The organism is Sorangium sp. So ce124 (assembly GCF_051525235.1).
Classification (GTDB): Bacteria; Myxococcota_A; Polyangia; order Polyangiales; family Polyangiaceae; genus Sorangium; species Sorangium atrum.
The window spans coordinates 9,374,449-9,396,448 of the sequence record NZ_CP150312.1 but is presented as its reverse complement, the minus strand read 5'-3'; the positions used below and the strand labels follow the sequence as shown (position 1 = coordinate 9,396,448).

Below are 22,000 nucleotides of genomic sequence, written 5' to 3'. Positions count from 1 at the left end.
GGGTGGCATGACGGAGCGCCGCGACCCGAGCTCGGTCGATCTCGTCGAGGAGCCCTCGCTGGACGCTGCCGCTCACGACGGAGCGGCGCAGGGCCTGCCCGCGCCGTCGGGCGCGCTGCTCGACCCGCGCATCCTCGCTGCCTGGCGGGAGTGGCTCGCCGCGCTCGCGACCGACGCCGAGGCTGCCATCGCTGCGGCCCACGTGTACGGGGAGCTCGGCCCCGAGGCGCGCGAGGCGTGGCTCGACGTCCTCGCGGAAGACGCGCCCAAGCTGCAGGTCCCTGCGGTGGCGATCTATGCCCCGCTCCTGTCGGTCGAGAGCGACGCCGGGCGCCGCGAGCGGATCGAGGTCGCGATCGGGGAAGGTGAGCGCGCTCCGCGTCCGGCGAGCGGCTTCGCGCTGCGCGGCGTCGCCGCGGGAGGCGATCGCGTGGTGGCGCTCGTGACGCCGCTCTACTTGCGATTCGTCCGGGTGCTCTGGTGCCGCTATCTCCCCGAGGACGGCATCGCCTGGGCGCGGCACGATCCCATCGTCCGCGCGGAGGACGCGCCGGGTCCGGGGATCCTGCTCGACGGCGCGCAGCTCGAGGCCACGCCGATCAAGCTGGTCATCGAGGAGCTGTGCCATGCCGTCCTGGCGCAGCAGCGCAAGGGCGCCGAGCTCCCACCCTCGCTGCAGCTCTGCGCCGATCTCTTCGACGCGCACCTGGAGGGCGATCCGCTGCCATGAGGCCGCTCGCGCCGGTCTGCACGCCGCTCTTGCTGATCGCGATCGGCTGCGGCGGGGGCGGCGACGCCGTCCGGGAGCCAGCGGCGGGGCCGCCCGTCGCCGCGGCGGCCCCTGCGCCCGGCCCGGTGCGGAGCTTCTCGTACGAGACCCTCGACGGCCGCGAGCTCTCGACCGGGTCGCTCTCGGGCAGGTTCAGCGTGATCGGCTTCGTCGCGACCTACGATGTGGCGTCTCAGGCGGAGGCGCGGTTCCTCGCGGGGCTGTTCCGCGATCACACGCCGCGCGTCAACGCGGCGCTCCTCGTCCTCGAGGCGAGCGAGAACCGGCCGCTCGTCGAGGCCTTCGTCGCGGCGCTCAGGCTCCCGTACCCGGTGGCGCTCGCGGACGCCCCGACGATCGCCGGAGAGGGGCCCTTCGCCGGGCTGCACCACGTGCCGAGCGTCGTCGTCCTGGACGCAGGGGGCCGGGAGGTATTCCGGCATGTGGGTCTCATCACCCAGGAAGCGCTCGAGGAGGTCCTCCGCGGCCTCGAGCGCGCGAGCGCGCGGCCCGCTCGGTAAGCCCGGCTGCGTGCCGCCCGCTGAACGTCGCGCCGGGCGGACAATGGGGGCGACGTCCGGGCGGCCGTGGCGCGCAGCGCCGAATTCCTGCCGAAGACGGCAATCCGAGGTGGCCTATCGCAATGGCGCGCAGAGCGCTGGATGAGCGTGCCTCGGCACGAGGGAGGAGGAGCAGCAGCCCCATTTCTTCGGCCGGTGCGCGCCCGTTTGGGCGATGATGGCGCGCATGGCGATCGACCACATCGGTTTTCCAGTATCGGATTATGAGCGGAGCAAGGCCTTCTATCAGGCGGCCCTGGCCCCCCTTGGTTACGGCCTCCTGATGGAGATCACGCCGGAGATGACCGGGGGCGCGGGCAGCCACGCCGGCCTGGGGGCCGACGGGAAGCCGGACTTCTGGATCGGCACGGGAACCCCCCTGAAGGGCAGCTTGCATGTCGCCTTTGTCGCGAAGACAAGGGCCGACGTCGACGCGTTTTACCGGGCCGCGCTGGCGGCTGGAGGCGTCGACAACGGTCCGCCGGGGCCGCGGCCGCAGTACCACCCTGGCTACTACGGTGCGTTCGTGCGCGATCCTGACGGGCACAACGTCGAAGCGGTCTGTCACGGCGGGTGATGGATGACGGAGCATGGCGAGCGCTCCTCTCCGGCGCTCGCCGCCCGCTCCTCGTCGCCTTCGGCGACCGTCCTCTCCTCGCGCTCAGATCCTGCTGAGGAGCTCTGCCTTCTTTGCAGCGAACTCCTGATCGGTGATGAACCCCTTTTGCCGGAGATCGGCGAGCCGCTCGATGGCGGCGAAGATATCCCCTTCCTGCGCCGGAGCAGGGCGGGGGAGGGCGGCGTCCGCCTGCGCCGGAGCGGGCGCTTGCGCCGGAGCGGGCGGGGCGATCGGCGCCTGCTTCACGGCAAGGTCGCCGGAGATGATTGGCAAGCTCAGCACGCTCACCACGCCGTACTGGCTTGTGAACGTCACCGACGACCCTGATCCCTGCTGCTGCGATACGCCGCCGATCTGGTGATCGAGCGTGTCGTAGACGCTGACGCGCCCGTTGACCTCGACGGCCAGGCGCCGCGCGCCGGGGAAGTAGGCATATCGGACGTTGTTCTGCGATCCGCTGGAGCTCGGCACGCCGAGCTCCCCGGGCCACCAGCTGCCCGAGCCCCCTCCCGACCCCGGGACGAACAGGCTGACCGGGGATCCCCCAAAACCTCCACTGCCACCTTGCTGTTGCTGCTGGCCGCCCTGCGATGGATAGCTCGGGGGCGCTGGAACGAACGGCTGGTTGGCCAGCAGACTGGACAGCTCGGAGCACAGGCCGTCCACCTTGGCCTTGAGACCGTTGTTGAACATGTCCCCGACCATGGTCATGCCGCCCTGCATCCACTGCCCTCCGCCGCCCAGCTCGGGGTGGTAGAACTGCGCCATCGTTCCATGGCCGTTCACGAGCGCCTGCAGCAGCGTCATCACCGCGTCGGTGCTGACGAAATAGCGCTGTGACAGGTCGGAAACTCTCTGCTGACCTTCGACGGTGAGTTGCTGCATGGTGAGGCGCTCCAGGAGGAGGGAGCGCCCACCCTTGCACTGCGGTGCGTCGATCGCAATGCGGGCGAGCGACGATGACGGCGATGACGGCGATCAGCCAGCGAGCTTGCGGACGCTCGCGAGCTGGACACAGACCGCGACGACGTCCATGGCGACGCGGATCTGATCCAGCGGCGGCATCGAGGGCGCGACCCGGATGTTGCGGTCGCGAGGATCGCGGCCGTACGGGTACGTCGCGCCGGCGCCGGTCAGCTTGACGCCCGCCTTGTTGGCCAGGCGCACGACCTCCTTCGCGCAGCCGTCGAGGGTGTCGAGGCTGACGAAGTAGCCGCCGCGCGGCGAGGTCCAGCTGGCGATGCCCTTGCCGCCGAGCTCGCGCTCGAACGTGGTCGTCACCGCCTCGAACTTGGGCCGCATGAGCTCGGCGTGCCGCTGCATGTGGCTCAGCAGGCCCTTGTAATCCTTGTAGAACCGCACGTGCCGCAGCTGGTTCACCTTGTCCGGACCGATGGTCTGGATGCCGAGGTGCTTCTTCGCGTCCGCCACGTTCGCGGGGCTGGACGCCATGGCCGCGACGCCGGCGCCGGCGAACGAGATCTTCGACGTGGAGGCGAAGACGAACGGCCGGTTGGGGTGGCCCGCGGACTGGCACGCCGGCACGATGTTCGCGAGCTTGTCGCCCTCGGCGTACAGGTCGTGGACCGCGTAGGCGTTGTCCCAGAAGAGGCGGAAGTCCGGGGCTGCCGTCTTCATGGCCGCGAGCCGGCGCACGACCTCGGGGCTGTAGGTGGTGCCGGTGGGGTTGGAGTACTTCGGCACGCTCCACATGCCCTTGATGGCCGCGTCCTCGGCGACGAGCTTCTCGACCTGATCCATGTCCGGCCCGTCGTCGCGCAGGTCGATCGTGATCATCTCGATGCCGTGGTGCTCGCAGATCGCGAAGTGACGATCGTAGCCGGGGCTCGGGCACAGGAACTTCACCTTGGGCTGCTTCGCCCAGGGGCCGCTGCCGTCGGGCACGCCGTGGACGAGCGCGCGGACCACAGCGTCGTGCATCATCGTCAGGCTGCTGTTCCCGCCGACGATGACCTGCTCCGAGGGGACCTCGAGCATCTCGGCGAAGATGGCCTTCATCTCGGGCAGGCCGTCGAGGCCGCCGTAGTTGCGCGTATCCGAGCCGTCCGAGGCGATGAGGTCGCCCGCGCCGGGCAGCGCGAGCATGCCGTTCGCGAGATCGAGCTGCTCGGACGACGGCTTGCCGCGCGTCATGTCGAGCTTGAGGCCGCGGGCTTCAAAGGCAGCGAAACGCGCCTCGAGCTCACGGGTGAGCGAGGCAAGAGCATCGGGAGACAACGAGCGCAGTTCGGTCATGGCGCGCGATATCTAGCAGAATTTCGCGCGTGCGTCGCGGCCGGACGGCGCGCGGCGGGTGGGGCGGTGCGTCGATCGGGGAGAGGCGCGGAGAGGCGCGAGAGGCCGGGAAGCCGCCGGGCGCAGCTCGCCCGGCGGCGTCCGCCTCGTCCGCCTCACTCCGCGGCGATGGGCTCCACGCTGTTCGCCCCGTGGCTCACGTGGCGCACCTCGGGGTTGTTCTCGAAGTACGCCTTGCCGGCCAGGCGCTTGACCAGCGGGCTGAAGCGCTCCGCGGCCTTGCCGCCGACGATGTCGCGGAGCAGCGCGACGTCCTCGCGCGCCCGGGCGAGCGTCTCCGGGTCCGTGAGGAACTCCTTTGCCGCCTTCGCCTTGGCCGGGGCGGCCATCACGGCGTCGCGGAGCGCTCCCGCCGCCGCCTTGGCCTTGCCCACCGCGCGCTCGGCGGCCGTCTGCTTGATGAGCGGCGCCACCTCGTAGACCAGGTTGGCGGCCGAGCCGGCGACGCGGTGCGGCGCGTGGTGGAGCGGGCTCGCGTACTTCGGGTTCCTCGCGAGGAACGCGCGCACCTCGGCCTCCGTGACGCCCGCCTCCTCGTAGGCGCGGGTGAGCTCCTGCTCGGCCAGGATGCGCGCCTTGAACATGTACATCTGGATGCGCGAGTAGAAGTTCGTCGCGCCGTCGCCGCTCGTCTCCACCGCGCAGAAGATCGTCCCGGGGTAGCGCGACGTGATCAGCGACTGGACGCCGTCGGAGACGCCCGACGAGGGCATGCAGCCGAACGGCTTCACGCTCACCGTCACGTGCGCCTTCGACTTCACGGCGTTCACGATGAGCTTGCCGACCTCCATGTGCCCCTCGCCGCCGCGGAGGTCGTTCGAGTAGTAGTCCTTCGCCACCTCCGCCACGAGCTCCATGTCCGGAAGGTGGTAGTCGAGCAGGCCGAGCGGCAGCGCGAACGCCTGGAAGCCGACGCGCAGCGCCCCCTCGGCGAGGCGCATCGTCGCGAGGCGCTTCGCCACGCCGAACTCGTCCAGGCCGGCGAGGCCGTAATTGCCCTCGTCGGCGCCGCGCAGGTCGCGCCGCTCGCGGGTGTCTCGGGCGCACTCCCAGATGTTGTAGAGCAGCCACGCCGTCGTGAGCTGGATGTCGTTCTCGCCGCCCTCGCTCTCGAGGAACCTCTGGAGGGCGTAGTTGCCGTCTCCCTCGGTCGTCATCGCCCAGAACTCGCCGATGATCGACGTCTTGGCCTTGGGCCGGAGCTTGTCCACCCGGACGCCCTCGAACTCCTTGCGGGCCTCGTAGAGCGCCTTGAACACGTTCGTCTGCTCGAAGAGCGCCTTGTAGAGGATGCGCTTCGCGCTCTCCATCGCGCGGTTCGTGGCGCCCGGCTCGACCTCGTAAGGCCGGATCCGGTAGCCGAGCGCGTTCAGCGTATCGCCGCAGACGATGGCCTTGATGATCGCGATGAAGAACGCGGGGTTCATCTCGAGCCCGACGTCGTCGCCCGTCGCCTGCGAGAGGCCGCCCGTCTGCTGGAAGAGCATGACCCGGAAGCCGTCGAAGCCGGCGTCGCGGAGCGCCTTCCTGTACTCGGTCACGTACATGCCGAACCGACAGGGCCCGCACGCGCCCGCCGTCAGGAAGACGTAGTTCTTGATGATGTCCTCGGTCGACATCCCCTGCTTGTCGCGCAGGTCGATGAGGTACTTCACGAGGCCGCCGACCGTGAAGTACGTCGGGTTGCACTGGCCGCGGTTGCCGAACTCCTTGCCCGTCTGCAGCCCCGCGTTGTCGCTCATCCCGAAGTAGTGGACGTTGTAGCCGAGGCCCTTCAGCGCGCCCTCGCACAGGAAGTCCTGCGCGGCGGTGAGGCCGCTGATGAGGAGCGTCACGTTGTCGCGCTCCTTCTTGGTCATCTTCGGCTTGAGCATGTTGTCGACCCACTGGCGCCGCTCGGCCTTGAGCCCGAGCCGCTCCCGCTCGGCCTCCTCGAAGGCCCTGAGCTCGGCCTCGATGTCGACGTCGGTCTTGGTGGATCGCGCCTCGCCCACCAGAGGAAGGCGCGTCTTCTGCGTGGTGGTCGTGCTCGTCGTGCTCGTGTGTTGCATGGCGTGGCTTCCCTTCGCTTGGATGCTGGAAGGGGCGGCCCCGCCGTCCCCCCCTCGACCTTCGACGTGGTTCAGGCTTCCAGGGGGACGACGGTCCCGTCGGACTGCTTCTTCTTGAGCTGAACGAGGCCCGTCTTCGGCGCCTCGGGCGGCGAGACCGGCGCGACGTAGCTCCGGACCTTCTCGGCGAGCGCCGCGATCTCCCGCTCGAGCGCGGGATCCGTGATCTTGCGCGCCGCCTGCTGGTCGCGCTTCAGCTGGAGCAGCTCGAGCCGCTTCTCCTCGATGCGCTGGACCAGCTGCGCCTTCTTCTTCGCCGCGTCCTCGAGCGCCTCCTCGTGCAGCTTGAGGCTGTGCGCGTACGTCTTCACGCGGATCTTGATCGAGCCGCCCGGCTTGTTGGCGTCGATGTCGTGCAGCGCCGCGTACGGCGTGGCGCTCGAGCTCACGATGCTGTCGATGATCCCGTACGTCGGCGCGTCATGGCCGCACTTGAAGCTCGAGAGATCGAGCAGGACGACGTTCGGGTGGCGGGCGGCGAACTTGGCCGCCCAGACCTTCTGCGCGCTGTTGGCCGAGTAGTTCTCCGGCCAGACGTCGTTGATGTCGAGCGGGTGCTGGCCCGTCGCGATCTCGTCCTTGAAGTACCTCGCGAGGTACTCCATGTCGCGCGGGATGGATCGCACCGAGAGGATCGGATAGCCGAGCACCTGGAACTCCTCCGGGATGCCGTGGTTCAGGCCCGGGTCGGAGTGGTACGGCCGCCCGATCATCAGGATGGCGACGCGATTTTCGGCCTCGACCGTCTCGAGGATCGCCCGCCCCTTGTCCTGGAGATCGCGCTCGAACTGCGAGAGCGCCCGCATCCCCTCGCGGTGCGCGTGATCGCTCTCGTCCTCGGTGATGCCGAGCCGCGGGCCCCAGGTCTCGAACATCCGGCGCGCCGTCAGCGTCATCTCGGAGAACGTGAGCGCAGGATCGAGGTACTCGATGCCGCGCGTCTTGAAGAAGTCGACCTCCTTCGTGAAGGCCGCCTTCATGACGTCCGGCACGCCCGCGACGATCGGGCAGCTCGTCTTGTCCATCACCCCTTCGCCGAAGCTCGGCACATGGGTGAGGATGGGGAAGAAGATGTAATGGAGCTTCTTCTCGTCCGAGTGGTGGTGGAAGAGCAGGTTGTGGACATGGGCCTGCGCCACCTTGGACGGGAAGCACGGATCGATCGAGCCGTACTTGCCGCCCTCGACCCACATCTCCTCGCTCGTCGCGTCGCTGAAGACGACGTTCTGCTTGGGGATGCCGAGCGCCTCGAAGTAGGCGCGGTAATACGGGCCGGTCGAGTAGATGTTGAGGACGCGCGGGATGCCGATGCGGACGCGGCGCAGGCGCTCGCGCACCTCGATGCCGCTCCGCCGGAACGGGCGCGTCGTCTCCACCCGGCGGATGCCGAGGAAGCCCTTCTTGACGACCGTGTCCTTCACCGGCGCGCCGTCCTCCGGGAGCGGCGCCGTGGCGTAGAAGTGCCGGAAGGCGAGCTTCGACTCGTAGTCGACGAGGTTCGGGAACTGCTTCGCGATCTTCTTCCGCTCGGCGACCAGCGCGAGCATCGCCTGCTCGCTCTCGACGGTGCCCTTCTCGCACGAGAAGCCCGAGATGTAGCGGCTCGTCGTCCCGTCAGGCCGCTTCGTGTCGATGAAGGTCCGCTTGCACTCGTTCGGGCAGAAGTGGCAGACCGTCTCCTCGTCGTTCTTCGTCGTGTACTCGAGGGCGATCGCCGCGTCGATCCCGATGAACGTCGACTGGCCCTTGCGCTTCACGACCCGGAGCGTCTCGAACGCGGCCCCGAGCGCGCCGGCCTCGCCGGTGTGCGGGTGGACGAACACCTCGGCGCCGGGGACGCGCTCCTTGATGTAATCGACCTGCGCCTTGACCGCCGCGAGGTTGTACTGCGTGCCGCCCTGCAGCACGTAGCGCGTGCCGAGCGCCGCGAGCCGCGGGATCTGCACGACGTACTGCCACACGTTCTTCGGCAGCACCTGGGCGAGGCCGGCGAGCAGCTCCTCCTTCGAGAAGCCCTCCTTCTGGAAGTTCACGCGGTCCGTGTCGAGGAAGACGGCGCAGCCGTAGCTGAACTTCGGCGCGAGCTCGGCGCCGAACGCCGTGTCGGCGTAGTCGGTCACCTTCAGGCCGAACTGGTCGGCCATCGCCTGGAGCAACATGCCGTTGCCCGCAGAGCACGAGTTGGAGAGGCGGAAGTTCGCGATATCGCCGTTCTTCATGAACAGGACCTTGATGTCCTGTCCGCCGATATCGCAGATGACGTCGACGTCGCCGAAGAACTTCACCGCGCTCATCATGTGGGCGACGGTCTCGACGATGTTGACGTCGGCGCGCATGCACTCCTGGAGCACGTCGGCCGCGTACCCGGTGCCGCCGAAGCCGAGCACCTCGAGCGTCGCGCCCTGATCGAGCACGTACTGCCTGAGCTGGGAGAGGAGCTCCTTCGCGTCCTGGATCGGGTTGCCCTTGGAGAGCTGGTAGGCCTTGCAGACGATGTTCCCGTCCTCGTCGATGAGCACCGCCTTCGACGAGGTGGAGCCGCCGTCGAGGCCGATGACCCCGCGCACCACCTGGCCGGGCGCGAGCTTCATCGGCGTGAACCGCGGGATGCTGTAGAGCTTCCGGAACTCGTCGACCTCGTCGCGGGTCTTCACGAGCGGCGGGCCCGCGCTCTCGCCGAGCCGGGCCTTCCTGCCGTTCGTCATGTACTCGATGAGCCCCGCCTTGCCGGCGTAGAGGCCGACCTCCGGGGCCTCCTTGAGCCCGTACACGCACGCGCCGAACGCCGCGTAGTACTGCGAGTTCTCCGGGACGAAGATCGTCTCCTCGACCGGCCGGTCCTTCGGCCAGCTGTAGCCGCGCTCGTCCCAGGTCTCGGGGATCCGCTTGCGCCAGCACTCCTGGAGGAAGGGGAGGTAGGTGTTGGGGCCGCCGAGCAGGAGCACCTTGTGCTTCAGCGTCGAGCCGCGCGTCAGCACCGACAGGTTCTGGAGGACGATCGCGTCGGCGAGGGAGCAGAGGATCTCCGTCGAGGGGATGCCGCTCTTCACGAGGTTCACGATGTCCGTCTCGGCGAAGACTCCGCACTTCGCGGCGACGTGGTGGAGCTTCGAGTCGTCGAAGTGGATCTTCACCACCTCCGTCGGCGGGAGGCCCACCTTGATCATGCACTTGTCGATGGTGGCGCCCGTGCCGGAGGCGCACTTGTCGTTCATCGACGGCGCGGCGGTCTTGTCGCCCGTCTTCTCGTCGCGCTGGAAGATGATGATCTTCGCGTCCTGCCCGCCGAGCTCGATGACGCTGCCCACGTCCGGGTGCAGGTTCTCGACAGCGAGCGTGACCGCGTTGACCTCCTGGACGAACTTGGCGCCGAGGCCGGGGCAGAGGGGCGCGGCGCCCGAGCCCGTCATGAACACCCGCCAGCTGTCCCTCGGCGACGCGGGGAACGACGCCTCGATGGTCTCGAGGAGCTCGAGCACCTTCTCCGGCTGCTTGGTCTGATGCCGCTGGTAGTCGCTCCAGAGAATCTCGAGCGTCTGCGGATCGAGCACGACGGCCTTCACCGTCGTCGAGCCGACGTCGATGCCGACCACGACCGGTTCCTGGATCTGCCTTCCCATCGGGGCTCCTCCCACCGCCGTCGCCGGTCCCCAGCGTCCGACTGACTGGCTGGTCAGTCGTGATGGCTACAACGGGGTGCCCGGGAAATCAAGCAATCCGGTGCGTCTTGGTCGTCGCGCAACGCTGTTTTTCGGCCATCTCCGGCCGTCGCTGCGTCCAGGGTGCAAGGTTCCGACGCGGCGCTCGGTGGCGGGCGGTCGCGTTTGCTTGCGTTTGGTTGCGTCTGCTTGCGCGCGGTTCCCGCCAGCGTCCGCATGTCGTGCGCTGTTCCGCGAATTTTCCGGATCTTTCGGGCGGCGGGACCGCTCGACGCCGTCGGGGAGACATCGATCCCCAGATGGCGGTCCGGTGATGGTAAAGCGACCGGCCCATGGACAAGGCCGAGCGCCGCCAAGCGCTCCTCCGCGCGGCGCGCACCGTGTTTTCCGAGAAGGGGTATCACGAGGCGAAGGTCGACGACATCGTCGCGCTCGCCAAGGTCGCGAAGGGGACGTTCTACCTCTACTTCCCCGACAAGCGCTCGGTGTTCGGCGAGCTCGTGCGCGGCCTCTTCTCGCGGCTCGGCGGCGCCATCCTGCGCGTGGACCCGTCGGCGGACGTCGAGGCGCAGGTCAAGCACAACATCCGCGCGATCGTGGCCGTCCTGCTCGACGATCCGGCGCTGACGAGCATCCTCCTGTCGCACGCGGCCGGGCTCGATCCGGCGTTCGTCAAGGAGCTGCGGGCCTTCCGGCAGGAGGTGAAGCTCCTGCTGCAGCAGAGCCTCGCGGAGGGGCAGCGGCTCGGCGTCATCGAGCCGGGGGACACCGAGCTCTACGCGACGTTCACGATCGGCGCGCTGAAGGAGGTGCTGTTCGAGAACGCCCTCGAGGAGCAGGCCCGCCCGCGCGAGCGGATCGTCACGGCGCTCCACGATTTCCTGCGGCGCGGCTATCTCCGGATGGACCCCGCGGCCGGGCTCGCGGCGCGACGCCCGGAGGGCGAGCGCGCCGCGCCCGCGGCGGGGGACGCGCCGGGCGAGGCGCCGGAGCGGGCGAGCCCGTCGCGCGGTCGGCGGGCCAGGTCGCGCGGGGACTGACCGGCACGTCAGTTCGAGATGACCGGCGCGTCAGTCAGGGGATGGACTACCCCGGTCAGGTCGGCTGTGTAGGGATCAAGCGCCGCGCACGACCACGTGCCGGATGAAATTGTGCAGCGTCCGTGTGCCGAGCTGATCGGGCGCGATGGGGGCGAGGAGCGCCGGGACGTCGTGGCCCTCGGCCTGCAGGATCTCGCGCCGCCACGCGATGTAGCCGGCGATGACGTCGTGGTCCATCTCGGGGTGGAACTGCACGCCGTAGCAGGCGCTCGTGAAGCGGATGACCTGGTGGTCGTCGAGCTCGGTGAACGCGAGGCTCGTGGCGCCCTCGGGCAGCGTGCCGACGGTGTCGACGTGGGTCGCGTGCGTCTCGAAGCTCGACGGCAGGCCGTCGAAGAGGGGGTCGTCGGCGCGGCGCTGGACGCGGATCCTGCCGATCTCGCGGCCGCGCGGGTTGCGGACGACCTCGCCGCCGAGGGCCTGGGCGAGGATCTGGTGGCCGAAGCAGATGCCGAACGTCGGGGTGCCGGCGTTCACGACGCCGCGCAGCCACGCCTCGCAGCGGAGCATCCAGGGCTCGCGGTGGGGGACGTTGGCCGACGAGCCGGTGACGACGAAGGCGGCTGTCTCGGGGGCGTCGGGGGCGGGGAGCTCGTCCGTGCGGGCGTCGACGGTGGCGTATCCGCCGCTCCAGGTGGCGCCGATCGTCTGCTCGATCAAGACGGAGAACTGACCGCGCCGCTCGAGGACCGGGGGGACGGGCTCACCGGTCTTCACGATCACGATTTTCTTGCGATGTCGCACCCTTCCAACATAGCGCAGCGCGGCCGTCGAGCGAGGGCGGGGCTTGGCAGCGCGGGGCCGGAGCGCGAAGATGCGCCCCGATGTCCGCGTACGTCGTGTCTCGCCCCATCTGGCGGCGGTTTCGCCCGCGTTTCCTGAGCCGCGCAGCGGCGCACGTGAGGGCCGGCGGGCACGCCGCCATCGTGCTGCCGGACGAACGGGTGGACCTCCTGCTCTCCATCGGCGAGGACGGGAAGCTCACGGAGCTCGGGCTGTGGTCGCTCCTGTCGATCGAGCAGCAGCGCTTTCGCCGCGTGAGCGAGGGGCCCGCCAAGGGGCTCGCGACGGCGCGGGTGAAGCGGCAGTACGAGGGCTCGGTCCTCGACTGGTGCGAGCGCGACAGCACGCACCCCGGGGCGCTCCGCGAGGTGGCGCTCGACTGCCTGGCGTGCGGCGCCTGCTGCCACGACGCCAACGTGGTGCTCGACGAGGTGGACCTCGCGCGCTTCCGGGAGGCCGGGCGCGCCGACCTCACGGGGCGCACCTACGTGCGGCGGGCGCGGGACGGGAAGATCACGCTGCGCTTCGCGGTGAGCGGGCGGTGCCAGCACCTCTGCGAGGACCGGCGCTGCGCCATCTACGAGATCAGGCCGGACAACTGCCGCGCGTTCGTCGTGGGGAGCGAGGCGTGCCTGTCGGCGCGCGAGGAGACGCTCGGGATACGCGACGGGGCGCCGGTGGAGCGGTGAGCGGCGGGCTCGCCGCGGGGCCCGCGGTCACGTGACGGCGGGGGCGGCGGGGCGAGCGTCGCACGCCTTCAGAACAGGAGCCGGACGCTTCCGCCGAGCGGACCGAGCTGCAGCTCCGCCTGGGTCGTGGCGCGATCGAGCTTGATCTGACCCGTGATCCAGAGCGGTACACCCGTGAGGACCATCGCGCCTCCGGCGCTCATCAGCACGGTGGGAAAGACCCATGCGCGAGACGCGCAACCGCAGGAGTCGTCGCCGCTCTTTCGGGTGAGGAAGAACATGCCTGCTCCGACGGAGCCGAGGACCAGCCCGCCCACGGAGAGGCCGGTGCCCACGTCGCGCCGGGTGGTGTCGACGGCGGGCGCCGGCGCCGTCGACTGGGCGTGCGCGTTGCCCACGAGCAACAGAATCACCCCGAACGCGGCGAAACGCATGCCGGCGAGGATCCCTGGTCGCGGCGCGCCCGTCAAGACGAGGAGAGTCTCTCGATCGGTCGAGAACGTGGCGCCGCGGACGCGCGGGAACGCGAGGATCGAGGCCACGATGCTCTGGGCCGGGCGCTCACGTCCGAACGCTCGTGAGCTGGCCCGCGACCGCGGCCTCATGGAACGCCGAGAGGTCGCGATGGGCGGCCTCCCGGTCCGGCAGGCCGTGGGTGGCCAGCCAGGCGACGCCTTCCTCGAGGCTGGCGAAGACACAATGTGGAAACTGCTGGCGTCCCAGGGCGTTGAGCCCCGTGACGATGCTGCGCACGATGGACGCGCGGAAGCCCGACCCGATGTGGATCACCGCCGAGTGGGACACGATGCCATCCACCGAACACAACATCCCGGCGAGAGCGCTGCGGCTGCGCGTGTCGGGTACGATGGCTTCAGGGGTCACGATCTGCAGCAGCCACACCTTGCGGGACGGGGTGCTTGCCTGGGCCCCCACGATCGCCGCCCTCAGGGAGGCGGCGTGGTGCGGGTGGGTCGTCTTCATCCAGACCGCGGTGGCCAGGGAGCTCCAATACCCTACCGCGACATCCACCGTCGCCTCGACGACCTGACAGCCCGCGCGCAGATCGAGCTGCTCACCGGCCTGGGTGAGCGACCGCTGCGGTGCATCGATGAGAGGTCCACATGACGTCGACGACCTGTTCACTCCGCTCGATTCTACGCGAATCTGGCGAAGATCACGGCGAAGAGTGGCGTCGAGCAGGTCGATCGCACGCTGGGTAACCCGGGCGTCTGGCAACGAGAACGAGGCGAACGTGCTGCGCGTCGATCGCCTGGTGTTCCTCGGCGCGGGTCAGGTCCATTCTCCGCCCTCGCACGACAGATTTCCAGTGGGAGCCTGTCTCAACCGACGTTGGCACAGAGGGCGGTGACGGCCCCACGAGGGAGCCGTTCGGCCGATGTGAACACACGGGGGCACCTGAAAGAAAGAACATGTTGTGAGGTTCCGGAGGGTCGCTACGATGCCAGTTTATGCGGCATGGGTACTGGCTCATCGTTGGAATGGCGATGTTTGCGGCGTCGTCGGCCAAGGCAGATGCCCCGAAGACGGACGCCGCGATCCGGAAGGCTCTCGTCGCCGAGTCACGAGCGGCGTACAGCGGGAGCTGCCCGTGTCCTTACGATACCGATCGAGCGGGCAGGCAATGCGGCAAGCGCAGCGCTTATTCGCGGCCGGGAGGCGCAGCGCCTCTCTGTTATGATCACGACGTGACGAAGGAGATGATCGCCGAGTACCGCGCGCGCGACGCGGGTCCTTGAGCTGTCTCGATCGCGTCGTTGCTCCTCGTCGCGCCTGGCGCTGCACCCACCCTCGGCCGCCTGGCTCTGTCCGGCGTTCTTGGCGTCCAACGGCGGCAGCAGCCAGCTGTTCGCGCTGAACCCGGTCGGAACCGGCGCCGACGCCGGTGCGGGCACCACCGGCGGCCCGGAGCCGTGACGCCGCTCGTCCTTCGATCACAGCCACCCCACGAGGCTGAGGCTGCCGAGCAGCGCCGGGCGCGCGCCGCGCGCCGCCTCGGTCTCGACGAAACGGACCACCGGATACGGGTGCGCGACGAGCGCGTGCGCCTCGGCGACGACGTGGAGCCGCCTCACGATCCCGAGCTCGACGCCGGCGCCGGCGTCCGCGGCGAACGCCCACTGCGCGCTGTGGACCCCCCGGTACGGCCACGATGCCTCGCCGTCGACGGCGACGTGGAGCGCCCCGAGGCCCACCGAGAACCTCGGGCGCAAACGCAGCTCGGGCCAGGGGAGCGCCGCGAGCTCGACGAGCCCGAACCGCTGCTGCACGGTCGCGCTGCCCTGCGGCCCGACCACGCGCGGCGCCGTCCCGAGCCCGGCGAACGAGAGGCGCGCCTCGAGCGGACCCATCGGACCGAGCGGCGCGAAGCGCAGACGCGCGACAAGGAGCAGCGCCGGGCCGATGCCGCCCGGGCTCGCGAGGAGCCCGCCCCCCAGCTCGACGCCCCACATCGATAGGCGCGACGCGTGGACGCGCGGCTGCTCCGCCTGTGGAGGCACCTGCTCGCTCACCTTGCTCGGGGGCGGCGCGGCGGCGGGCGCGGGCGCGGGCGCGGGCGCGCGCTGCGAGGACATCAGGAGCTCGAGCAAGCTCGCGCGGAGCAGCTCGACGGCGCGCACCGCGAGCACCTCGACGATGTGCTCCCGCGCCTCGCCGCGCGTGTCGATCCGCCGCACGAGCGTCTCGTGCGTCCGCGGGTCGACCACCCAGAGCTCGGCGGCCTGGCCATCCGGCGCCAGGAACAGCCCGATCAGGGCCGCGGAGCCGGCCTGCTGCCCGGCGTGGTCCATCGTCGGCCGGGGGGCGGAGGCCGACTGCGCATCGAGGACCTCCACGTCGAATCCGTCGGCGACGAGCTCCCCTCGGATGCGGATCAGCGCCTCGGAGATCGACGGATCGGCGGCGCCCGGCCGCACGAGGACCACGCGCGCAGGCTCCGCCGACGCCGCGGGGCTCGCCGCGCAGAGGAGGAGCGCGAGGGCCCCGGCCAGCGCCTGCGCCCGCGCGAACCTCACGGCGTTCGAGCGAGGGCCCGCGCGGCCTGCGCGTAGGTTCCGCCCGGGAACCGGCTCAGGTACGCCCGCGCGACGGCCTCGGCCTGCGCGTCGCCGTGGAGCCGCTGCACGATCACCATCTTGCGGCCGAGCGCTTCGGAGGCATACGCCCCCTGCGGAGCCTCCTTGAGGTAGGTCTCGAACCAGGCGAGCGCCGCGGCGCCTCCCTCCTGGGCCTCCGCGAGGCGGCCGAGCAAAAACGCCGCCTCCTTGCCCCGTTGCGTCGCCGGAAAGCGCCGGCGCTGGGCGAGGAGCGCCTGCCGCGCGATGTCGTTCCGCCTCGTGTACCGCGCCGCGTCCGCGAGGACCGAGAGCTCCTCGTTGCTGCTCTCCGCGAGCGAGACGTCGAGCCCGCGGCGCTGCGCCTCGTCGACGATGGCGTCGAGCTTCCCCGCCGCGAGCTTCCCGGCCCAGTCGCGCCTCGGCTCGGCCGAGAGCGCCGCCGCGGTCGGGCCCGCGGGGGTCCCGGGCGGATCCGGAACCGGCGCAGCGCCGGGCTCCTCGGCGCGGTCGGGCGGCGCCGGGGCGGGCGCCGGCGACGCCTCCGCGCCTTGCTGAAGAGCGAGATCGCGCAGGAGCACCTCTCCCGTGCGCTGCCGCAGGGTCAGCCACTGCCCGGCGCGCACCGCGATCGGCTTGCCGGACAGCGGTCCGCTGACGATGACGGCGCCGTTCTCGAGCCGCAGATCGAGGCGCTCGTCCTCCGGCGCCCAGGAAAGCGCGAAGGCCGTCCCGGTCACGGTCACGAGGAACGGCCCCGCGTCGAACAGCCACTGCGCCTCCGACCGGTGGACCACGCGCGCGTGGACCTCTCCCCGGTCGAGGGCGACCCTGGCGCCCTGCTCGTCCACCGACACGATGTGCGCGCGCGCCATCTCGGCGAGCTGCACCTCGGTGCCATCGGAGAACCGGACCATCGGGCGGCTCGACGTGTCCGCCTGGACGGAGCCGTCCTGCTGCACGGCGCCGCCCTCCACCTCGTAGGAGAGCCGATCGGAGCGCGTTCCTCGCTGCCACACGTTGACGCCGAGAAGGACGGCGGCGGCCGCTGCGAGCGCGAGCGCTCCGGCCCGGAGGGGCGACAGCCGGAAGCCCGGGCGCCTCGCCGTCCGCTCCGTCACGCGGAGCAGCCCCTGGACACGCTGCTGGGGAGACATCGCGCCGAGCGACCGGCGAGCCAGCTCGACCGCGCGCGCGGCCTCCGGGCCGAGCGCCGGGTCCTTCTCCTCGTCAAGAGTCATCCTGCGCCTCCGCTCTCATGCAGTAAGCGGCGAGGGACGTGTCCTTCTCGACCTGGGACGACACGCGCTCCGTTGCCCGGCTGAGCCTGCGCTTCACGGTGGCCAGCGATATGCCGGTCGCCTCCGCGATCTCCGGCAGGCTCATCCCCTCCATGTGGCGGAGCACGAACGCGGTCCGGTCGTCTGCGCTCAGCGTGTCGAGGATCGCATAGAGGCGGCCCAGCGCCTCGCGGGCCTCGCTGTCCGCCGGCTCGACCGCCTGTTCCGGGAGCTCTGCAGTGTCCGTGAGCTGGAGGATGCGCCTCACGCGCCTGCGGCGGAGCTCCCATTTCAGGAGTCGAACGGTCACCGAGAACACGAAGCTCCCCAGCGCATCGGGGTCTCTCAGCCCCGATACTCTGGAGAACACGCGAACAAAGACCTCCTGGGTGACGTCCTCTGCGTCGGCGCCGGGCCCGAGCACGCGCGCGACGATCCGGAACACCTTGGGCGCATGTGCGTTCCACACCGCGGTTGCCGCCCACGGCTCCCCTTCGATGAGCGCGCGCACCACCTCACTTTCGTCAGTACCGACACGCTCTGACGGAGCGATGGCAAGGCTGGCTCTACGCACGACGTCATCGCTCCGAGGGCTCGTGACTTCGCAGATCGGTCGTGATGAGCGAGCACAGTACCGAGCCGAGGTGCCCGGCGCAAGGCGGTGAACGGCTTCTGAGCCGCTCGCAGCGCTACGGTCCGCCATCCTCCTCGCCCGGCCGGAGGAACACCCCCACGCTCCGGAGATCGCGGTGCGCATAATGCACCTTCACGGTCTCCGCGTGCGCGCGCCGTCCGAGCTTCTCGTACGCCATCACCAGCAGCTCGAGCGCGGCGTCGCGGTATTCCTCCTTATCGAGCCAGTGCAGGTCGAGCCCGAACGTCAGCGCCGCCGCGGGCCGCCCCTCGGCGCAATCGCGCTTCGCCGACTCGATCCACTTCTGCACGCGGGGCGGCTGCGTCTTCCACGCCTTCACGCGCTCGTCGGGCGAGCCCACGCGGATGCTCCCGGCGCCGGGCGGCAGCGCGGGCCCGAACGTGCCGAGGGTCGGGATGCGGTCCGCCTCGAGCCAGCGTTGCGCGGGCGGGTCCTCGGCGAGGGCCTCGCGGTCGGCCTCGTCGAACCATTCGATGGCGGCGAGCGCGGCGTACACCTGCAGCGGCGCCGGCTCCTGCTCGTCAGGGCTCGCGATGCGCTCGCGCACGCGGGCAGCGAGCACCGCGAGGGGCGTGGGCTCGCTGTCCCTCCAGGTCTCCGCAGAGTCGCGGGCGTAATTGTGCGCGATGCAGGTCGGCGGATCCGCGGGGTCATCGTACCACAGGCCATGGTGCAGCCCGTCGGAGTCGCCCCACATCACGGTGACCAGCTCGGGCGGGTCGGCGCGGAACCGGCACTCGAGCCGCGGGTCGAGCCCGCCGCGCGTCTTCCGCTCGAGCCCGCCGTCCTCGAACCAGATCATGATCCCGCCCGGCGATCGCCCGAGGTCGCTCATGCCCCGGCGCTCCATCTCGTCGAGGCTGCGCCAGAACGCCGCGAAGGTCGCGAGGTAGCGCGGCAGCCGCAGAGTGAGTGCTCGCGTCGAAGAGGCTGAACGCCGCGACGAGGCCGAGCCCCGGCGCGAAATACGGTGGGTCCCAGCTCGCGAGCTTGGCGCGGTCGTTCTCGACGGGGAACATCTTCTCCCAGCGCTGGCGCGCGAGCGCGAGCGCGAGCGCTGCCTCGATCTCCGGGCTGCTCATGGCGTTCGCCATCCTACGCGAAGCCGGCCCGGGCGGTGCCGGTACCGAGGACAAGAACTTTCATGAGCGTCCCGTCTAGACGTTGTAGAGGGCCGCGCGCAGCTGGTACGCCACGCGCTCGACGTCCGCGCGCGTGAGGCTGCTGGACGAGGGGAGGCAGATCCCGCGGACGGCGAGGCTGCTCGCGACGGCCTCCGCGCCGCGCTCGAACCGGAGTCCGCGGTAGGGCGGGAGCTCGTGGAGCGGCACGAAGAACGGCCGCGAGTCGATCCCGTTCTCTCGCAGGCGTCCCATCACCTTGTCGAGCCGCTCGGCCGACCACTCCCCCGGCAGCAGCGCCGCGACGAGCCAGCAGACCGTCTCGGCGCCCTTCGACTGCGGATTCAACGCGATCCCGGAGCCGTCCAGCGCCTCGCGGTACCACGCGAGGAGATTCGCCTTCTTCTGGAGGAGCTCGGGGAAGCGCTCGATCTGCGCGCACCCTATCGCGGCCTGCAGGTTGGTGAGCCGGTAGTTGTAGCCGACCGCCGGGTGGAAATATCGGCGCTCGCGGCTCATCGCGTGGTCCTTCAGGAACCGCACGTGCTGCGCGAAGCCCGCGTCGTTCGTCGTAATGCACCCGCCCTCGCCCGTCGTGAGCAGCTTGTTGCCATAGAAGCTGAAGCACGCGGCGTCTCCGATGCTCCCGACGGTGCGCCCGTCCCACCGGGCCCCGTGCGCCTCGGCCGCGTCCTCGAGCAGGAACAGCGACGCGCGATCGGCGATCTTCCGCAGCGCCGTCATGTCGGCCGGGTGGCCCAGGAGGTGCACGGGGATGATCGCGCGCGTGCGCGGCGAGACGGCGCGCTCGACGAGCTCCGGATCCAGACACCAGGTCCGCGGGTCCACGTCCACGAGCACCGGCGTCGCGCCCGCGTGGACCACCGCGGCCGCGGTGGCCACGAACGTGAGATCCGGCACGATGACCTCGTCGCCGGGCTGAAGCCCGCGCGCCGCGAGCGCCACGTGAAGCGCGACCGTGCCGTTGGAGAGGGCCACACAGTGCTTGACGCCGCACAGGGCCGCGAACCCGGCCTCGAAGCGCTCGATGTACTCACCGATTGAGGAGACCCAGCCGGAGCGGAGCGCGTCGAGCACGTAGCGCTCCTCGAGCGAGGTCAGATCGGGCTCGGCGACAGGAAGAAATGCGGCTCCCATATAGCTCCCGGATGGATGAATATCAAAACGCGTTCAGAAATTTAAGCCCCTCGTAATGGTCGGCCCTGGCTCTCAGCATGCTGTACAAGGGCACGTCGGAGCAGGCCGAGACGAATCTGCAGCGTGATACTGGCGCATGGGCTGGAGCGCGCAGCGTGCTCCGGCGCCACCGCGTGGCTGCCGCTGTCGGCGTCCGATGGGGTCTCTGCCGTGAGGCAGTGTAGGCCGAAGTACTGGCTGTACGGTCCGCTGGCCATGCTGTCGGTCCTGCCACTGCTGTTGACGGATTGGTGGCGCCGGCACTGGCGCTCCCCGGCCTTGGCGGCAGCCTTCACCGGGCCGCTGTACGTCGTCGCGATCGACTGGGGCCGCTGGATCCACGTCTACGTTTCGATGCCGTCGATCCTGTCGCTGGCGAGCAAGGCGACCATCCGGCCCGTGCACCTGGCCCCCGTCGCGCTGTACGTGAGCGTCTGGAGCCTGCCGCACTGCGGTGCCCATCTGTCCGGCGGCTTCGCCGAGAGTGTCGTGCGATCCGGCTCTCGTGTGGCGCGACATGCGGGCAGGCTCCTCCTCACCGGATGAGCGTCAAGTGCGTCACGGTTCATGTGTGCCTCAACTCAACTCGCGAGCGCGGTGGGGGCCGAATCGGGTTTGCATCCGATAGTATCGATAATTCGCGCCCGCACGGCGCGAGAATCGATCTCTCGACGCGAAGGATCGGCGGTAATACCCGCACCAAAAACAAAGAGCGACCCTTCTGGGACGTGGTGCGCCGTATTGGTACCGCCGAGACGCTCGCGCGCAACGATTCCGAGATCCTCGAGGGTGAACGCAGAACCGGCGTCATTGTCCACCAAACCCACTTTCGTACTCGCTGGCGACACAATCTCGAAGTGCAGAGTGGCGGCGGCGCGACGAAAGTGTTGAAATAAGGGTTGACCTTCGATTCGCAGCGCGCAGAGTCTCGCCCGAGCGGCGTCGGCTTCGGTGTCGGACCGAAATTTCAGCGAATACGCGGGGTACATCGCAAGTCCAACCTCGGCCGGGCGACATCCAATCGCATTGAGCAAGCGCGGCGCTTCGCGAACGACTAAATGTCTCTCGACGGATCGATACGGGATCGGCGCCTGTCCCATGCTCGACGCGACCATGACCACGCGGTCTTCAGCAGAATGCACCCACTTTACGAGCTCTCGAAGATGTCGATCGAAAATGCGCATTGCTTTCCAGATCAGATCGGCGTGTACGCCGTTGACGGCATAGGGTGACTTTTCTCCAAATGATTCCATGGCATCCGCCCAGAATCGGTGCATCATGCCGGCCACGTGGTTCGTGAAGAAAATGCCGAGACGGGGGGCGTGCACCTGCATTTGACGCATGAAGATGTCGAACATCGGTTCGGCTTGCATCATCGATCGACCCGCTTTGTGGCGACCATCAAGCGCCTCGATACAGACATGCCGGACGAGCCGAGCAAGCGTGTATGGACGCATGCCCGCGCGCAGGAGAGTCAGCGGCGCGTCTACGAACGCAGCGACTGGCAAAGGCGCGTCCGCAGAAAATAGGTTTTCCCTCGTGAGCCGCAGATTGAATTTCTGCACTTCGGTAAGAGATGCTGGGACGCATTCCGGCGAACGGGCGAACGTGTCGGGTACGTAAAAACCGCCTGATGCATAGGTTCGCGCGGGCCAGCTTTGCAGCGGACCGAATACGCCCACCTTGATACCCTGTCGAGCTACGGTGTCCCAAATGGGCTCGCCGCCGAATGTCGTCGGATCTTGACCAAGGTCGAGCGAACGATGCTCGAGGGACGACAGTCCGGTATGAAATGCTGGCCAGCTGCGCCACGGTTCGAGCGGATTGGGATCGTTGCATAACGTCGTAAACGTCTGTGCAGATCGAAGTGTCTCGGCGAGCTGAGTGCCGCGGCAACGCTGCATGAACCGGTCAATCACGAGCCACGGCACTTCGTTGAGCTCGTACAAAAGGACTTGCTTTCCAGGCATGGCCATTCCTCTATGTAGGTATTCGCGTGGCATTCTCCGTGGATGCAAACGGTCGCGTGCGTTAGCGCGAGCAACGCTATTTGCCATTCAACATCGA

The 22,000-nt window shown here is 69.4% G+C and carries 20 protein-coding genes; 7 read left to right on the top strand and 13 right to left on the bottom strand.

Annotation, left to right across the window (positions count from 1 at the left end; translation table 11 throughout):
* Positions 1-7 precede the first annotated feature (7 nt).
* The 3 genes from WMF19_RS35330 (at position 8) to WMF19_RS35320 (ending at position 1,906) form a co-directional block, all read left to right on the top strand.
* Positions 8-730, top strand: coding sequence for a hypothetical protein (locus WMF19_RS35330; protein WP_437894386.1), 723 nt, complete (start codon positions 8-10; stop codon positions 728-730).
* Positions 727-1,290 (top strand): TlpA family protein disulfide reductase, encoded by a 564-nt coding sequence (locus tag WMF19_RS35325; RefSeq protein ID WP_437793000.1) that lies wholly within the window; start codon positions 727-729, stop codon positions 1,288-1,290. Before WMF19_RS35330 ends, WMF19_RS35325 begins: the two co-directional genes overlap by 4 nt.
* 226 nt (positions 1,291-1,516) lie before the next feature.
* Positions 1,517-1,906 carry a VOC family protein gene (locus WMF19_RS35320; protein WP_272095198.1) on the top strand — a complete coding sequence of 130 codons (390 nt, stop codon included), beginning with the start codon at positions 1,517-1,519 and terminating at the stop codon, positions 1,904-1,906.
* Positions 1,907-1,990: 84 nt separating this feature from the next.
* Here the strand turns inward: WMF19_RS35320 and WMF19_RS35315 are convergent, their stop codons facing one another.
* The 4 genes from WMF19_RS35315 to WMF19_RS35300 all read right to left on the bottom strand — a co-directional run bounded on the left by WMF19_RS35315 (position 1,991) and on the right by WMF19_RS35300 (position 9,995).
* Complete coding sequence (locus WMF19_RS35315; protein ID WP_437894385.1) at positions 1,991-2,833, bottom strand: SHOCT domain-containing protein; 843 nt, start codon at positions 2,831-2,833, stop codon at positions 1,991-1,993.
* Between the two features lie 93 nt (positions 2,834-2,926).
* On the bottom strand, positions 2,927-4,204 hold the full coding sequence (locus WMF19_RS35310; protein ID WP_437324189.1) for an aminotransferase class I/II-fold pyridoxal phosphate-dependent enzyme: 1,278 nt from the start codon (positions 4,202-4,204) through the stop codon (positions 2,927-2,929).
* Positions 4,205-4,359: 155 nt separating this feature from the next.
* Positions 4,360-6,315, bottom strand: coding sequence for a 2-hydroxyglutaryl-CoA dehydratase (locus WMF19_RS35305; protein WP_437894384.1), 1,956 nt, complete (start codon positions 6,313-6,315; stop codon positions 4,360-4,362).
* Positions 6,316-6,386: 71 nt separating this feature from the next.
* Entirely contained in the window at positions 6,387-9,995 is a 3,609-nt protein-coding gene (locus WMF19_RS35300; protein WP_437894383.1) for a BadF/BadG/BcrA/BcrD ATPase family protein, read from the bottom strand.
* A 371-nt stretch (positions 9,996-10,366) separates the two neighbouring features.
* Between WMF19_RS35300 and WMF19_RS35295 the strand changes: the two genes are divergently transcribed.
* Positions 10,367-11,074 (top strand): TetR/AcrR family transcriptional regulator, encoded by a 708-nt coding sequence (locus WMF19_RS35295; protein WP_437324187.1) that lies wholly within the window; start codon positions 10,367-10,369, stop codon positions 11,072-11,074.
* Between the two features lie 75 nt (positions 11,075-11,149).
* Here the strand turns inward: WMF19_RS35295 and WMF19_RS35290 are convergent, their stop codons facing one another.
* A complete protein-coding gene (locus WMF19_RS35290; protein WP_437894382.1) occupies positions 11,150-11,878 on the bottom strand; it encodes a glutamine amidotransferase in 729 nt (242 codons plus the stop codon).
* An 80-nt stretch (positions 11,879-11,958) separates the two neighbouring features.
* Here WMF19_RS35290 and WMF19_RS35285 point away from each other — a divergent pair, with 80 nt between their 5' ends.
* Complete coding sequence (locus WMF19_RS35285) at positions 11,959-12,606, top strand: YkgJ family cysteine cluster protein (RefSeq protein ID WP_437894381.1); 648 nt, start codon at positions 11,959-11,961, stop codon at positions 12,604-12,606.
* Between the two features lie 68 nt (positions 12,607-12,674).
* Here WMF19_RS35285 and WMF19_RS35280 read toward each other — a convergent pair whose 3' ends face one another.
* Positions 12,675-13,148 (bottom strand): hypothetical protein, encoded by a 474-nt coding sequence (locus WMF19_RS35280; RefSeq protein WP_437894379.1) that lies wholly within the window; start codon positions 13,146-13,148, stop codon positions 12,675-12,677.
* Between the two features lie 19 nt (positions 13,149-13,167).
* A complete protein-coding gene (locus tag WMF19_RS35275) occupies positions 13,168-13,842 on the bottom strand; it encodes a hypothetical protein (RefSeq protein ID WP_437894378.1) in 675 nt (224 codons plus the stop codon).
* 233 nt (positions 13,843-14,075) lie between these two features.
* On the opposite strand from WMF19_RS35275, the gene WMF19_RS35270 reads away from it, so the two are divergent.
* Positions 14,076-14,363: a hypothetical protein gene (locus tag WMF19_RS35270; RefSeq protein WP_437894377.1), complete on the top strand. Its 288-nt coding sequence runs from the start codon at positions 14,076-14,078 to the stop codon at positions 14,361-14,363.
* A gap of 195 nt (positions 14,364-14,558) precedes the next feature.
* Here WMF19_RS35270 and WMF19_RS35265 read toward each other — a convergent pair whose 3' ends face one another.
* The 5 genes from WMF19_RS35265 to WMF19_RS35245 form a co-directional block, all read right to left on the bottom strand.
* Entirely contained in the window at positions 14,559-15,641 is a 1,083-nt protein-coding gene (locus tag WMF19_RS35265; protein ID WP_437894376.1) for a hypothetical protein, read from the bottom strand.
* Complete coding sequence (locus WMF19_RS35260; RefSeq protein WP_437894375.1) at positions 15,638-16,921, bottom strand: FecR domain-containing protein; 1,284 nt, start codon at positions 16,919-16,921, stop codon at positions 15,638-15,640. Before WMF19_RS35260 ends, WMF19_RS35265 begins: the two co-directional genes overlap by 4 nt.
* On the bottom strand, positions 16,911-17,474 hold the full coding sequence (locus tag WMF19_RS35255) for an RNA polymerase sigma factor (protein ID WP_437894374.1): 564 nt from the start codon (positions 17,472-17,474) through the stop codon (positions 16,911-16,913). The genes WMF19_RS35260 and WMF19_RS35255 overlap by 11 nt, the downstream gene beginning before the upstream one ends.
* A gap of 175 nt (positions 17,475-17,649) precedes the next feature.
* On the bottom strand, positions 17,650-18,450 hold the full coding sequence (locus tag WMF19_RS35250) for an ADP-ribosylation family protein (RefSeq protein WP_437894373.1): 801 nt from the start codon (positions 18,448-18,450) through the stop codon (positions 17,650-17,652).
* Positions 18,451-18,772: 322 nt separating this feature from the next.
* Positions 18,773-19,894 (bottom strand): DegT/DnrJ/EryC1/StrS family aminotransferase, encoded by a 1,122-nt coding sequence (locus WMF19_RS35245; protein WP_437894372.1) that lies wholly within the window; start codon positions 19,892-19,894, stop codon positions 18,773-18,775.
* A 255-nt stretch (positions 19,895-20,149) separates the two neighbouring features.
* Between WMF19_RS35245 and WMF19_RS35240 the strand changes: the two genes are divergently transcribed.
* Entirely contained in the window at positions 20,150-20,479 is a 330-nt protein-coding gene (locus tag WMF19_RS35240; RefSeq protein ID WP_437894371.1) for a hypothetical protein, read from the top strand.
* A 35-nt stretch (positions 20,480-20,514) separates the two neighbouring features.
* Here the strand turns inward: WMF19_RS35240 and WMF19_RS35235 are convergent, their stop codons facing one another.
* Positions 20,515-21,903 carry an alkaline phosphatase family protein gene (locus WMF19_RS35235; protein WP_437894370.1) on the bottom strand — a complete coding sequence of 463 codons (1,389 nt, stop codon included), beginning with the start codon at positions 21,901-21,903 and terminating at the stop codon, positions 20,515-20,517.
* Positions 21,904-22,000: the final 97 nt, after the last annotated feature.

What these genes read in the sequence shown, in the direction of transcription:
- WMF19_RS35310 (WP_437324189.1), bottom strand. Translation starts at nt 4,204, where the DNA reads ATGACCGAACTGCGCTCGTTGTCTCCCGATGCTCTTGCCTCGCTCACC.
- WMF19_RS35305 (WP_437894384.1), bottom strand. Translation starts at nt 6,315, where the DNA reads ATGCAACACACGAGCACGACGAGCACGACCACCACGCAGAAGACGCGC.
- WMF19_RS35260 (WP_437894375.1), bottom strand. Translation starts at nt 16,921, where the DNA reads ATGACTCTTGACGAGGAGAAGGACCCGGCGCTCGGCCCGGAGGCCGCG.
- WMF19_RS35300 (WP_437894383.1), bottom strand. Translation starts at nt 9,995, where the DNA reads ATGGGAAGGCAGATCCAGGAACCGGTCGTGGTCGGCATCGACGTCGGC.
- WMF19_RS35315 (WP_437894385.1), bottom strand. Translation starts at nt 2,833, where the DNA reads ATGCAGCAACTCACCGTCGAAGGTCAGCAGAGAGTTTCCGACCTGTCA.
- WMF19_RS35330 (WP_437894386.1), top strand. Translation starts at nt 8, where the DNA reads ATGACGGAGCGCCGCGACCCGAGCTCGGTCGATCTCGTCGAGGAGCCC.
- WMF19_RS35325 (WP_437793000.1), top strand. Translation starts at nt 727, where the DNA reads ATGAGGCCGCTCGCGCCGGTCTGCACGCCGCTCTTGCTGATCGCGATC.
- WMF19_RS35285 (WP_437894381.1), top strand. Translation starts at nt 11,959, where the DNA reads ATGTCCGCGTACGTCGTGTCTCGCCCCATCTGGCGGCGGTTTCGCCCG.
- WMF19_RS35250 (WP_437894373.1), bottom strand. Translation starts at nt 18,450, where the DNA reads ATGAGCGACCTCGGGCGATCGCCGGGCGGGATCATGATCTGGTTCGAG.
- WMF19_RS35320 (WP_272095198.1), top strand. Translation starts at nt 1,517, where the DNA reads ATGGCGATCGACCACATCGGTTTTCCAGTATCGGATTATGAGCGGAGC.
- WMF19_RS35235 (WP_437894370.1), bottom strand. Translation starts at nt 21,903, where the DNA reads ATGCCTGGAAAGCAAGTCCTTTTGTACGAGCTCAACGAAGTGCCGTGG.
- WMF19_RS35240 (WP_437894371.1), top strand. Translation starts at nt 20,150, where the DNA reads ATGCTGTCGGTCCTGCCACTGCTGTTGACGGATTGGTGGCGCCGGCAC.
- WMF19_RS35245 (WP_437894372.1), bottom strand. Translation starts at nt 19,894, where the DNA reads ATGGGAGCCGCATTTCTTCCTGTCGCCGAGCCCGATCTGACCTCGCTC.
- WMF19_RS35295 (WP_437324187.1), top strand. Translation starts at nt 10,367, where the DNA reads ATGGACAAGGCCGAGCGCCGCCAAGCGCTCCTCCGCGCGGCGCGCACC.
- WMF19_RS35270 (WP_437894377.1), top strand. Translation starts at nt 14,076, where the DNA reads ATGCGGCATGGGTACTGGCTCATCGTTGGAATGGCGATGTTTGCGGCG.